14 protein-coding genes and 2 tRNA genes are annotated in these 13735 nt (G+C 40.3%); 2 read left to right on the top strand and 14 right to left on the bottom strand.

The genetic code is table 11. The features are described 5' to 3' along the window. Nucleotides 1-47: 47 nt before the first annotated feature. The 10 genes from tig to IEX12_RS00825 form a co-directional block, all read right to left on the bottom strand. Nucleotides 48-1334 carry a trigger factor gene (tig, locus tag IEX12_RS00870; RefSeq protein WP_088050792.1) on the bottom strand — a complete coding sequence of 429 codons (1287 nt, stop codon included), beginning with the start codon at nt 1332-1334 and terminating at the stop codon, nt 48-50. Nucleotides 1335-1476: 142 nt separating this feature from the next. Beyond that, nucleotides 1477-2454, bottom strand: a complete 978-nt coding sequence (locus IEX12_RS00865) for a tetratricopeptide repeat protein (RefSeq protein ID WP_088050793.1) — start codon at nt 2452-2454, stop codon at nt 1477-1479. 132 nt (nt 2455-2586) lie between these two features. Next, nucleotides 2587-2660 (bottom strand) — tRNA-Arg (locus IEX12_RS00860). A gap of 13 nt (nt 2661-2673) precedes the next feature. After that, nucleotides 2674-2747: transfer RNA gene (locus IEX12_RS00855), tRNA-Gly, on the bottom strand. 354 nt (nt 2748-3101) lie between these two features. Further along, nucleotides 3102-3611 carry a metallophosphoesterase family protein gene (locus IEX12_RS00850; RefSeq protein ID WP_088050794.1) on the bottom strand — a complete coding sequence of 170 codons (510 nt, stop codon included), beginning with the start codon at nt 3609-3611 and terminating at the stop codon, nt 3102-3104. Between the two features lie 85 nt (nt 3612-3696). Beyond that, nucleotides 3697-4308, bottom strand: a complete 612-nt coding sequence (locus tag IEX12_RS00845) for an XTP/dITP diphosphatase (RefSeq protein ID WP_188724558.1) — start codon at nt 4306-4308, stop codon at nt 3697-3699. Further along, nucleotides 4305-5078 carry a ribonuclease PH gene (gene rph / locus IEX12_RS00840; protein WP_188724557.1) on the bottom strand — a complete coding sequence of 258 codons (774 nt, stop codon included), beginning with the start codon at nt 5076-5078 and terminating at the stop codon, nt 4305-4307. The genes IEX12_RS00845 and rph overlap by 4 nt, the downstream gene beginning before the upstream one ends. A gap of 138 nt (nt 5079-5216) precedes the next feature. After that, a complete protein-coding gene (locus tag IEX12_RS00835; RefSeq protein ID WP_188724556.1) occupies nt 5217-6305 on the bottom strand; it encodes a GerMN domain-containing protein in 1089 nt (362 codons plus the stop codon). A 158-nt stretch (nt 6306-6463) separates the two neighbouring features. Continuing rightward, entirely contained in the window at nt 6464-7279 is an 816-nt protein-coding gene (gene racE / locus IEX12_RS00830) for a glutamate racemase (RefSeq protein ID WP_088051018.1), read from the bottom strand. Between the two features lie 22 nt (nt 7280-7301). After that, complete coding sequence (locus IEX12_RS00825; RefSeq protein ID WP_155554146.1) at nt 7302-7754, bottom strand: MarR family winged helix-turn-helix transcriptional regulator; 453 nt, start codon at nt 7752-7754, stop codon at nt 7302-7304. A 495-nt stretch (nt 7755-8249) separates the two neighbouring features. Here IEX12_RS00825 and IEX12_RS00820 point away from each other — a divergent pair, with 495 nt between their 5' ends. Next, the gene (locus IEX12_RS00820) at nt 8250-8474 is read left to right on the top strand and encodes a helix-turn-helix domain-containing protein (protein WP_010651078.1); all 225 of its coding nucleotides are present in this window, start codon (nt 8250-8252) and stop codon (nt 8472-8474) included. A 543-nt stretch (nt 8475-9017) separates the two neighbouring features. On the opposite strand, the gene IEX12_RS00815 is transcribed toward IEX12_RS00820, so the two are convergent. From IEX12_RS00815 to IEX12_RS00800, 4 genes are all read right to left on the bottom strand, one after another. After that, nucleotides 9018-9464 carry an acyl-CoA thioesterase gene (locus IEX12_RS00815; RefSeq protein WP_088050799.1) on the bottom strand — a complete coding sequence of 149 codons (447 nt, stop codon included), beginning with the start codon at nt 9462-9464 and terminating at the stop codon, nt 9018-9020. Nucleotides 9465-9743: 279 nt separating this feature from the next. Beyond that, nucleotides 9744-10505: a succinate dehydrogenase iron-sulfur subunit gene (gene sdhB, locus IEX12_RS00810; protein WP_088050800.1), complete on the bottom strand. Its 762-nt coding sequence runs from the start codon at nt 10503-10505 to the stop codon at nt 9744-9746. A gap of 16 nt (nt 10506-10521) precedes the next feature. After that, a complete protein-coding gene (gene sdhA / locus IEX12_RS00805; RefSeq protein WP_088050801.1) occupies nt 10522-12273 on the bottom strand; it encodes a succinate dehydrogenase flavoprotein subunit in 1752 nt (583 codons plus the stop codon). A 29-nt stretch (nt 12274-12302) separates the two neighbouring features. Then, the gene (locus IEX12_RS00800) at nt 12303-12923 is read right to left on the bottom strand and encodes a succinate dehydrogenase cytochrome b558 subunit (protein ID WP_286170819.1); all 621 of its coding nucleotides are present in this window, start codon (nt 12921-12923) and stop codon (nt 12303-12305) included. 377 nt (nt 12924-13300) lie between these two features. On the opposite strand from IEX12_RS00800, the gene IEX12_RS00795 reads away from it, so the two are divergent. After that, entirely contained in the window at nt 13301-13735 is a 435-nt protein-coding gene (locus IEX12_RS00795) for a YslB family protein (protein ID WP_088050803.1), read from the top strand.

The following is a 13735-nucleotide window of genomic DNA, read 5'->3' as shown; positions in this document are numbered from 1 at the left end:
TGTTAGTCGTTACCATATTCGGTTATAAATAAACCCCAAACCCCAGATTATGCAGTTTTACTCTGCTCAACCAGAAAATCGATTGCTTTTCTAAATTTGAGATCTTCTTTGATAGCATCCGTATTTCCACCAAGCATTTGCTTAATCTGGTCAACGTCGCTGCCGTACATGGACGCCATGTTTTCCAGTTCTGCATCTGCATCCTCATCAGTTACTTCCAAATCCTCTTCATGGAAAATTGCTTCTAAAACAAGATTTGTTTTGACACGCTTTTCCGCATCCTCTTTCATTTGTTCGCGCAACGCTGCTTCATCCTGTCCAGAAAATTGAGAGTACATTTCCATTGTCATGCCTTGCATTTGCAGACGCTGCTCAAATTCTTTTACCATGCGATCCAATTCCGTCTCAACCATTGCAGATGGAATATCAACTTCCGCATTTTCCGATGCTTTTTCAACTAATGTTTCACGTTTTTGATTCTCAGCATCTTGTTTCTTTTGTGCTGCCAATTGTTCTTTTTTCTTTGCCTTTAGTTCATCCAGTGTTTCGACTTCTTCATCGACATCTTTGGCAAATTCATCATCAAGTTCTGGTAATTCTTTTGTTTTAATTTCATGGATTGTTACTTTAAATGTCGCATCCTTGCCAGCTAATTCCTCGGCATGATAATCTTCCGGGAAAGTTACCTTAATTTCGGTTTCCTCGCCGGACTCTTTACCGATCAGTTCATCCTCAAATCCCGGAATAAATTGTCCGGAACCGATTTCCAATGAATGATTTTCACCTTTTCCACCAGCAAATGCCTCACCATCAATAAAACCTTCAAAATCCATCACTACGGTGTCACCTTGCTCGACTTTTCCATCCTCTTTAACGATAAGCTCGGCATGGTGCTCCCTTTGATGCTCGATTTCATGGTCGACATCTTCGTCGGTAACTGTCGTATCCTGTTCTTCTACTTCAAGCCCCTTATATTCTCCGAGGGTTACTTCCGGTTTAACCGTTACGTTTGCAGTGAAAACAAGATCTTTCCCTTGTTCAATCTCTTCAATATCAATTGCCGGCTGATCAACAGGCTCAATACCCGTTTCTTCGACAGCTTTCATGTATGCATCCGGCAGCACAATGTCAACTGCATCCTGATACAAAGATTCTACACCAAAACGTTTTTCAAAGATTTTACGCGGTACCTTTCCTTTACGAAAACCAGGAATTTGTACCTTTTTTACTACTTTTTTAAACGCTTGATCCAATGCACGATCAAAATCATCTGAGCTGACGTTAAATGTCAGAACTCCTTCGTTACCTTCTTGTTTTTCCCATTTTGCTGTCATGCTATTCCCTCCAAAATCTATTAATTCCATTAAAATTAATTGTTCACAATCATTCATTTATCAGAATGCTGCACGATGTACTGCAAATTTACAACCATCTTATTATAACATAATTAACAGCCCTTTCAAGCATTTCCGGGCTTTACTCATCTATGACGGACAAATATAATGCTTCACACATTTTAATTTCTTTCTTATAATGTAAGACCTTTTCACTTTCCATTTCATTTTCAGCGGACAAATTTAAATACTCTTTTCCAACAGAAGTTAAAGCTTCAGCAATTGCCGTAACATCCTCACTTGGTGGCATGATTGGATAACGGACATATGCATATCGATAAAACACTTTTTCCAACAGCAGGTATAAGGTCGGATTTTCCTGTTCCAGATCACCAATTAATAGTTTTGTTTGTTTAACAACCCCATGTTCCGTTATTTTCGTTATTTTTGTTGGATCAGTGGTTAACCGTAAATCTAATTTATGTATAGCTACCTGTTCCGAAACATTCATCTCCTGCAGCCATTGAAAAATTGCTGTTTTTATAACTGGATGGATCAGCTCATTGTGTAAAAGCGGATCCGCAAATTTCAATGGCGGCTTGGCTTTAATCTTTCTTATTTTTTCTATCAAAAACCATTGCTTCGTATGATCCTCGGTTTCAACTGCTTTGAGTAATTCATTTATGTACTTTGTCGTCTTCTCTTCCTGCAGTTGGTCGTGCATGTTTCGGCTCATATTATACAACTGTTCAAACTGCTTCTTGTATGGACTCGGTATTTTTCCCGTTTGCAGTTCATAATCTACCTGTTCCATTAATAATTCGTATTGGCTTGTCTGGAATAGTAGCGTTAAATAAATATGTAGATATTGATAATAGTTCTGATCTTTATCAACAAGTAACGTTTCACACAAATCCTGTGCCTCGTCATGATAGCCCAATTCCATTAAGCATATTAGCTTCCCGATCATTATTTCATGATTATGAACGTGATAGCTAATTAATTTGTTTAATTTCTTCAATGCTTCTTCGTACCGTTTTTCTTTGAGAGCTGCGAGACTCTCTTCTTCGAGTACTGTTTTCCATTTAGGAAAAAGAATAATATTATGATTATCCTTCATCTCTTAACTCCTTTCATTATTTACTATGGTAATCTGTCATAAGAAATACATACCCCCAATGTAAAATAATCAAACATGTATGTAAAAAAAGAAACCTATTTCATTCGGTATAGGTTTCTTATCAGAATCTAGCGTCCCAGGCAGGATTCGAACCTGCGACCCACAGCTTAGAAGGCTGTTGCTCTATCCAGCTGAGCTACTGGGACATGCACATATATATGGAGCGGGTGAAGGGAATCGAACCCTCATCATCAGCTTGGAAGGCTGAGGTTTTACCACTAAACTACACCCGCGAGAGCAAGTCGCCATTATGTAATTCGAATATGCATTTTTTAACAGACAACAATTATTATAGTCATTAGGAATTTTTTTGTCAATACCAGAATAAAAATTATTGTACAAAGCCTGTTCTTGATGGATAAGGTCTGTACAACTTTGATCACTCAAACGGGCTGTAATACCCCCACCTCTATGTGTGAGTAAACCAAAAACTCAGAAGGTGGGGGATAAACAGCCGTAATGTCCGATTTTAGGAACAAAGACTAAAAACGCCACATCCTTATGTCATCGTCTTTGTGACACATCGTAGGGCCTCAACTAACATTAGGGAGAGGAGAAAGGGCCATCCCACTAAATGAACTTTCACTTTATAATGATGTATCGTATGTAAGTTCGTCTACCTGCTCACCATTCATCGTATAGAAAAATACATGAACATCATCTTTCGTTTTCCAGTCCATAATTGCATAAGTGCTTTCCGGCCTGTTCCTTGGCAGACGGATACTGCCAGGATTAATAAACAATAGATCGCCAATCTTCTTCGCACCCGCAATGTGTGTATGGCCAAAGCAGACAACCTGGGCATTGTTCTCCTGTGCCCGATAGGATAAAGTCATCAGATTCGCCTTCACGTTGTATAGATGACCATGCGTAATAAAGAATTTTACCCCTTCCATTTCTGCCAGCTGCTCATCAGGGAATCGGGTATCAAAATCACAATTCCCGGCTACCTTGATAAATCCCTCAAGTTCGGCTGCATCCATATCCAGCTCAGCGTCGCCACAATGGAACATGTAGTCTGTCTGGTGCTTTTCTTTAATTTGGTCCAATTCAGCTGTTAAACCATGGCTATCACTTACAATTAATACTTTAGGCAATGGAATCCCCTCTTTTGATGTTTATTCATTCATTATATCATCCGCAAAAGGGATCTCAAAAAATTAGACAACTTGACATGATAGTTTAATCTGCAAGCTGTTCCATTACATAAGGTAAATCTTTTTCCAATCGGGAAATGGCGTTTTTTCGATGGCTTATGTTATTCTTTTCAGCTGGAGCAAGTTCGGCCATTGTTTTCGTATAACCATCAGGAATAAAGACTGGATCATAACCAAAACCGTGTGTTCCTCGGGGCTGAACGACAATACTGCCTTCACAGAAACCCTTGTAATAAGTTGTTTCCTGCTCCGGTATAGCGATTGCGAGCACGCAGACAAAACGCGCATGTCGCTGTTCAGCCGGAATACCCTCCAGCTCGCCCAGCACTTTCATTATATTGGCCTCGTCACTTTTGGGTTCCCCTGCATATCGTGCGGAATAGACGCCTGGTCTTCCGTCCAATGCATCAATCATTAAACCGGAATCATCCGCTAAAACAGGTATTCTCATTCTGTTTGCGATTGTTTCAGCCTTTATCGCGGCATTTTCTTCAAAGGTTGTCCCTGTTTCTTCAATATCTGGTATCGTTTCGGATAAATCCAGTAAAGAAATGGTATTGATATGAAACTGCCCGAAAAAAACGTTGAATTCTTTTGCTTTTCCTTGGTTCTTTGTTGCAATGATCAGTTGCTTCATCCTTTTTCCTCCACAGACTTTCTGGGAATTGTTTCTCCAATCCGGTTCACTAAATCACCAAGCGATTCTTTTTGCTTGTCAATTATAGTTACGATACCTTCATTGGCAAGCTGAAGCATTGTCTGTAGCTGATTTGCTGTAAAAGTTGCCTCTTCACCGGTTCCCTGAAGTTCAACAAATTCACCGGAACCTGTCATCACAATATTCATATCAACATGTGCTTTGGAATCTTCCTCATAGTTCAAATCCAATATCTCTGTTCCATTTGGCAGGACACCAACAGATGTGGCAGCTAAAAAGTCGGTAACTGGCATTTTCGATAATACCTTTTTTTCCAAAAGTTTCCCAAAAGCGTGTACAACCGCTACAAAAGCTCCAGTTATTGATGCTGTTCTTGTCCCGCCGTCAGCTTGAATGACATCACAATCTACCCAAACGGTACGCTCGCCTATTTTGTCCAAATCAACTACGGCTCGTAATGCTCGTCCGATCAAACGCTGAATTTCCATCGTTCTTCCGCTTACTTTCCCTTTGGACGATTCACGAATATTTCGCTGCTCGGTCGCACGCGGCAACATCGCATACTCAGCTGTTATCCATCCTTTTCCCTGTCCACGCATAAATGGAGGAACTCTATCTTCAATGCTGGCATTACAAATCACTTTGGTATCCCCAACTTGAATTAACACAGATCCTTCAGGGTGTTTAACAAAATTGGGGGTAATCGTAATGGGGCGTAAACTATTTGTTGAACGTTGATCATTTCTCATTCTAAATTCCTCCTTATGTCAAACCTAATCGTAACATATTTTTCGCTATTGCAACACGTTCATACATTGAGCTCTGTATAAATCATTCTAAAAAGTCCTTCAAACAAAAAGAGGGGCTGTACAATCCAGCCGCTCTGTTTATAATTTTTCCGTGTTCGTAACCATTTCCCTAGTTACCGGTTCTGTATATTCTTTCCCATTCTCATTGAACAATTTCTCCACATTTTCTACTTTGACGTTAACAGCTTTCACATCTTTTTGTTCTGTTAATGTTCGAACCAGCGTTTCCATTACATCGTCGGAAATTGTGGTTTTATCCGCGTCTTTTAATATCTCTTTATTGAAAACTAATTCCAGCACACCACTATTTAACGTTGGTTCCGCTGCTAACGCTACATCGGAATTAAAAACTTGTTTTGCATTAACATCATATCCCGGCCCATTGACTAGCGCTTGGATAATCGAGTCATAAACTTCTTCGCCGTCGGCTTTTATGTGCTGGGTAACTGGTACAAAATAGTTTGTGTCATTGTATTCGGTTGGATAATACATTGTCACTGCTTTGCTGTCAATCAGATCTACCGTATCTGTTTCAGTTAGATTAATCCCATTCGTCCTTGAATAGCCGTTCCCGATCGGAGTGCCATTAACCGGCATTTCATCTTGTGGATACCCATTTATTTGTAATTTTATTTTGTTGACACTATCAAATTGTGTTAGTGTGTATGTCATTGCCTGCAAGATTTTCAATTCATTTTCTGCTTTGTAATTTTCAAATTCCTTTGAAACGTCCACGACCAGTGTACCATTATCTTCTAAATCAAGCCCTAAAACTTCTGTTCCAGCGGGGAGTACCGCCTGAAATCCATTTGGCAGAATATCCTGAACCGGTCCATCCTTTACTAAATATTGTAAAGCCTGGGCTGCTACTTCCATCGAGTCATCCTTTGGTATTTCTAATGTTTGCGGTGCTACCATTCCATTGGCATCAATTAAAAATAATTGCCGCTTCACCGTTTCCTCGGCCGTACCCTCTTCCTCATCAGTCTTCGCTTTTTCATTAGCAGCTTTATCCCCGGACTTTGAATTATCGAGGTTGTCTACCTCTTCCGCCCCCTGTGGTGGATCCATTTTGTCCTCTAACGATTGCTCCCCCTCAAAACACCCTGTCAATATAATGGAAATGCTCATGATCCCAGTCACAAGTAATATACCGCGCTTCTGCATGTTATTCCCTCCTACGATGGTTTGTACTACTATATATACGAGCCCATCATAAAATTAGACCAACCAATGCAGAAAAAAATATCAGGATGCTGTCATTCTGATCTAAGAGGATGTTTAAAAAATGAGCAAAAGACAAGTGGCGATTTATGAACACCTTATTAGCAAATGACTGCCTTTTCAATTGATACCGTTTGAAAATTGGCTGTAGAAGTCTTAAAAATCTCTTCGGTAATTTTACTAAATGTTGCCAGCTCGCCAGTCGCATAAAATTGATGGTTAGGTATCCGTTTTCCTTTATATAAAGCATTATGAAATTCGAGAATAGTACTCGTTTCGCGGGCAGTCTCTTCGCTTGAAGAAATCACGGTGACATGGCTGCCTATGACCTCTTGTATGGTATCTTTAATTAATGGATAATGGGTGCATCCCAGAATTAATGTGTCAAGATGATTTTTTTCTTTCATTGGCCTTAGGGTTTCTTCCACTACCTGTTTCGCCTCGTCCCCGGATAATATCCCCTGCTCCACCATTGGTACAAACATTGGACAGGCTTGGGCATTAACATGAATATCCGATCTGATATCTTTTAAAGCTTCAGGGTAGGCATTACTGCTGATCGTTCCCTCTGTTCCAATTACACCGATATGGCCATTATTCGTATTCTTTATTGCTGCCCGTGCTCCTGGCTGAATAACACCGATAACCGGAATCGTCAATTCTTCCTGTAGTTCTGTTAGCGTAAAGGCGGTAGCTGTGTTGCACGCCACAACAAGCATTTTTATCTTTTTTCGTAGTAGGTATTCCACCATTTCCCAGGTGAATTTCCTTACCTCTTCTTTTGACCGTGGTCCGTATGGGCATCTTAGTGTATCCCCAAGGTAAATCAAGTGCTCCTTTGGCAGTTGTCTAATAAGTTCATGTGCTACTGTCAGACCGCCAACCCCTGAATCAATGACCCCAATTGCTGAATCCAAAAAAATCGCCTCTTCTTTGCTGTTATTTATCATGAAAGCTCTTCATTTGCTTGTGAAGTAAAGACAATAATTCATTTAACGTACCTGTCTGCTCCAGTGAGAAGCTTTGCAATATCTCACCTAAATACTCCTGCCGTTTTGTTATTACTTCTTCAATAATACTTCGGCCTTTTTTTAATACATGGATGCGAACAACACGGCGATCGTTTACATCACGTACCCGTTCCACAAGTTTATTTTTTTCCATCCGATCGACCAAATCAGTAGTTGTACTGAATGCTAAACCATTTTTTTTGGAAAGCTCTCCGATCGTCAAATCACCTTCTTCAACTAACCACTGCAGTGCAATAAATTGTGGTGCGGTAATTGGATAATTTTCCAATATTTTACGCCCGTTTTGTTTGATTATTCCCGATATATAACGTAGTCTTTTTTCTAAATCGGCTATTGATTCTGCTGAGATTTCGTTTTCCAAGTGGGCAACCTCCCATGATATCCTCTATTCCCTCAGCTTATTTTAACACAGAATCAGTCGAGATATCTCACCTTTACTGTCAATCCTTGTCTGATTGTAACCTTTTTGTCACATTTTGCTCCTATATAGTTTCCTTTTCATAGTATATTCAGGTGTTTCTTTATTTGCCTTTGCGGTTTAGAAATGGTTTATTTCTGAACCGGCTGTCCGTAACCATATTTTTAAATGCTATGGTACTAATAGCGAACATAAAAATGACATTACAAAGTGAATCTCTGATAAATGTATTTTTTTGTAAATACAATACCAAAGTAAAATGGATATTTCATTTAAGCTTTATTGGTTATTGGCTGATCATTACTTTTGTATGCATTATTCAAATTGATCTCCTCTACTGATTTTGTACTCACCGATTTACTCTACTTTCATAAGCTATAGTGACTAAATAATTTCCCTTCGTTCTGCATCTCTATGACAGTAAGGAGGGGTTAACATTTGAAGGACAACGAGTATAAACCGAAGCAATTATTAACAAAAAGGGAAAAAGAAGTATTTGAACTCTTAGTACAAGACAAAACAACAAAAGAAATTGCCCAGGAATTGTTTATATCTGAGAAGACTGTCCGTAACCATATTTCAAATGCTATGCAAAAATTAGGAGTCAAGGGGCGATCACAAGCAGTAGTAGAGCTCCTTCGTATGGGGGAATTAAAGCTCTAACGAAAACCGACTTTCATTCCTTGAAAGTCGGTTTTCTGCTTTGTCAGACATTAACGGGCTGTAATACCTCACCTCTGAGCGCGAGTAAAAAAACGTGAAGGCCGGGAATAAACAACCATAAATTCCTGATTTTAGGAACAAAGGCGCAAGCGCCCGTTTAGCGGCGTATGTGCTGCGCCCTGCCAAGCAGGGTGGTTCGGTGTTGCTGCGCAAAGCAGCGGTTTTAACCGAACATTCCTACCGTAGGAGATAAAGGAAACATGCCCCTGCAAAAGGGGTAGACGTGAGTTGGACGCAAAGTCCGCTTTTAGTCGGCCTTCCTTCTTACCCGAGTCGATGTTGACTTATCGTACGGAGGTGAAGGAAGCACACTAGCCGCTGGGCGCTGGAGCCGGACGTGGCTTATCCGGTTATTAAGTTATCCACAGCCGCAAAATTTTATAATTTCCTAGACGAGAACAAAGACTAAAATGCCACGTCCTGTGATAACACCTGCACTAGAACTTCCTATGTGTCGGAAACCCCCACTGATGAAGTTTCACTTTATCCATTTCTGGACAATTTCTCCTTCATTGTATCCGTAAGGAGAATTGGTTTGCCAGTTGATGGATTGATATGTACTAATCTGCCACGCCCTGTTAGCGTTATGTCCCCAGCTTCATTCAAAGCCATATAATGAATGTCTACTGAAGTATTACCAACATGATTCGCCTTTACATATAATTTTAATGTATCATTAAAAAACATTTGCTTATGGTAATCACATTGCAAATCCGCAACGATTGGCATCCCATCTTCACGCTTGGCATCGGTGAATAGACCGACCGACTTCAAAAACTCGATACGTGCTTCCTCAAAGTAAATAAATGGTGAAACATTGTTTACATGGCCATACATATCCGTTTCCGAAAAACGGATTTTAATCGGGATGAAAAAGGAAAATTCCTTCTGCCATTTCTCCATATTATCGATATACGTTATTTTCTTCATGAAAATGAAATAACCTCCTTGATTAGAATAACTTAACAGAGTAAACTTCTTAAAGAGGATGTTCAAAATGTCACCAAATGATAAGCGGCGAATCGAGTCGCCCGCTTGCTTTTCCGCTCCTCATGTACCTTTTTTATGTACACTCCGGTGCTCAAAGCTACGCCGCCTCGACCTTCTTGCTTCTCATTCGGCGACTTTTTGAACACGCACTTAAAGTGAAAAATAGTCCTTGCCACAAACGGGTAAGGACCATTTATCGTTATATACAAATGTAAAAATCTATATGTGGTCACTGCCAAAGAAACTTTTAAATGCCTGTATATTTGTATCGCGATTCATTGCTGCAATTGAAGTAGTTAACGGGATTCCTTTTGGACAAACCTGAACACAGTTTTGCGCATTGCTGCATCCGGAGATTCCTCCATCCTCCATTAATGCTTCCAGACGTTCACTTTTATTCATTTCACCTGTTGGGTGCGCATTATACAACCGGGGCAGAGAAAGAGCGAATGGTCCAATGAAGTTTGACTTATCGTTTACATTTGGACATGCTTCTACACACACGCCACAAGTCATGCATTTTGACAATTCATATGCCCATTGCCGTTTTTTCTCCGGCATGCGTGGCCCAGGCCCCAGGTCATACGTACCGTCAATTGGAATCCAAGCTTTAATCCGTTTCAACGCATCAAACATTTGCTCACGATCAACAATAAGGTCGCGAACTACTGGAAAGGTACTCATTGGTGCCAGACGAATCGGCTGTTCCAGCTTATCGACCAGTGCAGCACAAGATTGCCGAGCTGTACCGTTAATCACCATCGAGCAAGCCCCGCAAACCTCTTCCAGACAGTTCATATCCCATTGCACCGGTGTTGTTTTCTCGCCTTTTGCATTAACTGGGTTTTTCCGTATTTCCATCAACCCGGATATAACGTTCATATTTGGTCTATAAGGAATAGTAAATGTTTCCTCATAAGGAGCAGAATCCGGGCTGTCTTGACGTGTTATAATAAACGTAACTGTTTTTTGTTCAGCCATTGTTATCCCCTTCTCCTCAGTGTTTTTTCGTGTAGTCACGTAATCTTGGTTTAATTAAAGAAGTATCTACCTCTTCATATGATATATCCGGTGCATCTTTCTCTGCATCAAACGTAGCAATCGTTGTTTTTAGCCATTCCTCATCATTACGATCCGGATAATCCGGTTTATAGTGGGCGCCGCGGCTTTCATTACGGTTGTATGCACCCAATGTAATGACACGGGCTAAATGCAGCATATTCTTTAATTGCCTCGTGAACATAATCCCCTGGTTACTCCAGCGTGATGTATCTTCCACATTAATATTTTCCCAGCGTTCCTGAAGCTCCTGAAGTTTCTCATCCGTTTTCTGCAACTTGTCATTGTAGCGCACGACGGTGACATTATCCGTCATCCATTCACCCAATTCCTGATGGAGCTGATAGGCATTTTCATCGCCATCCATCTTCATCATGTTCTCAAATTTTTCTTGTTCTTCTTTTTCTCTGTCATCAAACATTTTCGAGGATAAATCGGCAACATGTTTATCGAGACCATCAATATATTTAATTGCGTTTGGACCTGCTACAGAGCCACCATAAATCGCTGACAATAGCGAGTTCGCACCTAGACGGTTTCCGCCATGCTGTGTATAATCACATTCACCACATGCGAATATTCCCGGTATATTGGTCATTTGATCGTAATCAACCCACATACCGCCCATGGAATAATGTACTGCAGGGAAAATTTTCATTGGTACTTTACGCGGATCGTCGCCGACAAATTTTTCATAGATTTCAATGATACCGCCAAGCTTAACATCCAATTCTTTCGGATCTTTATGAGACAAATCAAGGTAAACCATATTTTCACCGTTGATACCAAGTTTTTGGTTCACACACACGTCAAAAATTTCACGAGTTGCGATATCTCGGGTAACCAGGTTTCCATAGGCAGGATATTTCTCCTCAAGGAAGTACCAAGGCTCACCATCTTTGTAAGTCCAAATACGGCCCCCTTCACCACGAGCGGACTCACTCATGAGACGCAGTTTATCATCCCCTGGAATTGCGGTTGGATGAATTTGGATAAACTCCCCGTTCGCATATTTTACACCTTGCTGATAAAGGATACTTGCTGCGGAACCGGTGTTAATCATGGAGTTAGTTGATTTACCAAAAATGATCCCGGGTCCACCGGTTGAGAATATGGTTGCATCAGATGGGAACGATTTGATCTCGTGTGTTTTGATATTTTGTGCAACAATACCTTTGCCTGCGCCTTCCTCATCGATAATTGCACCAACAAATTCCCAGCCTTCATATTTTGTTACTAATCCATTTACTTCAAAACGCCGAACCTGTTCATCAAGTGCATATAACAATTGTTGTCCTGTAGTTGCCCCAGCATATGCTGTACGGTGAACATCGGTACCGCCAAAGCGGCGGAAGTCAAGTAAACCTTCTGGAGTACGGTTGAACATAACCCCCATACGATCCATCAAATTTATAATACCTGGTGCTGCTTCACACATCGCTTTTACCGGCGGCTGATTAGCCAAGAAGTCACCGCCGTATACTGTATCGTCAAAGTGTTTCCAAGGTGAATCTCCTTCACCTTTCGTATTTACTGCACCATTAATACCACCTTGGGCACATACAGAGTGAGAACGTTTTACTGGCACAATTGAAAACAGGTCTACATGGACACCTGCTTCAGCTGCTTTGATTGTTGCCATCAAACCGGCAAGACCGCCGCCGACAACAATAACTTTGCGATTACTCATGATTAATGCTCACTCCCTAAATAATTATCTTAAACTCCATAAGCAAATGTAATGATTGCTCGAACTCCGATATAGCTGATTGCCAGGAACACGATTAATGTAGCATATGTAGCTATTTTCTGTGATCTTGGTGATTGTGTGAATCCCCAGGACACTAAGAAACTCCACAGGCCATTGGCAAAATGGAATGTAGTTGAAATCAGTCCTACAATATAGAACCAGAACATAAAAGGATTAGTCAGGATACCTTCCATTAGTCCAAAATCCAGCGATGCATTGCCTAACCAGATTTGAATACGAGTTTCCCATACATGCCAAGCAATAAAAACGAGCGTGATGATTCCGGATACACGCTGAAAAAAATACATCCAATTACGGAAATAACCATATTTTGTATAGTTATTTTTGGAAACAAAGACAATATACACGCCTAGAATCGCATGAAATAAAATGGGAAGATAGATGATCAATACTTCCAAAACAATCAAAAACGGCAAGCTTTCCATGAACTCTGACGCTTTATTAAAGTTCTCCTCCCCATACACAGCAAAATGATTCACTACCAAGTGTACAATTAAAAAGAGACCAATTGGAATTACCCCTAACAGCGAGTGCAGTCTGCGATACCCAAATTCGCGATGTTCCACTATGTATTACCCCCCTTAACTTATGTTGTATTATTTTGTGAGTTGCACGGGTTTCTAAACAGTAATCCATTATCCATTAGTTGTTCCCTTTACTGCCTAAAAATGTACAATTTGTGACACATTCATTGTACTTCTATCTACAATTAGCGTCAAGAAAACAAGCTAGAAATTTTTACATAGTGACACCCCTCCGTTTTTATTTCCATTATGTTAAAAGCAGAAAGGCATGGTATTTAATTTGAAATGAAATAAAAAAACCGTAAATGGGTATTGCACAACCGCTTAAGAAAATGGATAATAAAACTAACCGACTTAACCTGTCTATTAACATCCAAATGTAGTAGATTGTTTTGTTTTCTAATAGAAAGGGTGTGAATACAATGGCAAAAGAGCCGAAATTATTATCCATTTCCAAGCTGGACGAACTAAAGTCTACTGGTGCCGGTTATGATGTTCTCAGATACATAAGTTTACCTGAATTACTAGGAACAGAGGCGGACACATTATTATATTTTATCGGGAGAAATCTTGCGAGAAAACTGGATATTGCATCACTTGACGATGTATATCATACCTTTGAAAAGCTTGGATGGGGACGACTGGAATTGGTAAAGGAAAAAAGAAAGGAACTCATTTTTCACCTGATGGCTGATCCCGTAGCCAATCGAATAAATGCCCCGTTTCCAGCAGAATTCCGGATTGAAGCAGGGTTTCTGGCCGAATCCCTCCAGCTGGTAAAGGGCGTGTCCTGCGAATGTCTGGAAGAAATTCATAAAAAAATCTTCCAAGTTGAATTTTCGGTCATTTATACATAA

It is taken from the genome of Lentibacillus populi, assembly GCA_014642895.1.
GTDB lineage: Bacteria > Bacillota > Bacilli > Bacillales > Amphibacillaceae > Lentibacillus_C > Lentibacillus_C populi.
This window is presented reverse-complemented; position numbering and strand designations above follow the sequence as displayed.

What these genes read in the sequence shown, in the direction of transcription:
- tig (WP_088050792.1), bottom strand. Translation starts at nt 1,334, where the DNA reads ATGACAGCAAAATGGGAAAAACAAGAAGGTAACGAAGGAGTTCTGACA.
- IEX12_RS00865 (WP_088050793.1), bottom strand. Translation starts at nt 2,454, where the DNA reads ATGAAGGATAATCATAATATTATTCTTTTTCCTAAATGGAAAACAGTA.
- IEX12_RS00845 (WP_188724558.1), bottom strand. Translation starts at nt 4,308, where the DNA reads ATGAAGCAACTGATCATTGCAACAAAGAACCAAGGAAAAGCAAAAGAA.
- rph (WP_188724557.1), bottom strand. Translation starts at nt 5,078, where the DNA reads ATGAGAAATGATCAACGTTCAACAAATAGTTTACGCCCCATTACGATT.
- IEX12_RS00835 (WP_188724556.1), bottom strand. Translation starts at nt 6,305, where the DNA reads ATGCAGAAGCGCGGTATATTACTTGTGACTGGGATCATGAGCATTTCC.
- IEX12_RS00815 (WP_088050799.1), bottom strand. Translation starts at nt 9,464, where the DNA reads ATGAAGAAAATAACGTATATCGATAATATGGAGAAATGGCAGAAGGAA.
- sdhB (WP_088050800.1), bottom strand. Translation starts at nt 10,505, where the DNA reads ATGGCTGAACAAAAAACAGTTACGTTTATTATAACACGTCAAGACAGC.
- sdhA (WP_088050801.1), bottom strand. Translation starts at nt 12,273, where the DNA reads ATGAGTAATCGCAAAGTTATTGTTGTCGGCGGCGGTCTTGCCGGTTTG.
- IEX12_RS00795 (WP_088050803.1), top strand. Translation starts at nt 13,301, where the DNA reads ATGGCAAAAGAGCCGAAATTATTATCCATTTCCAAGCTGGACGAACTA.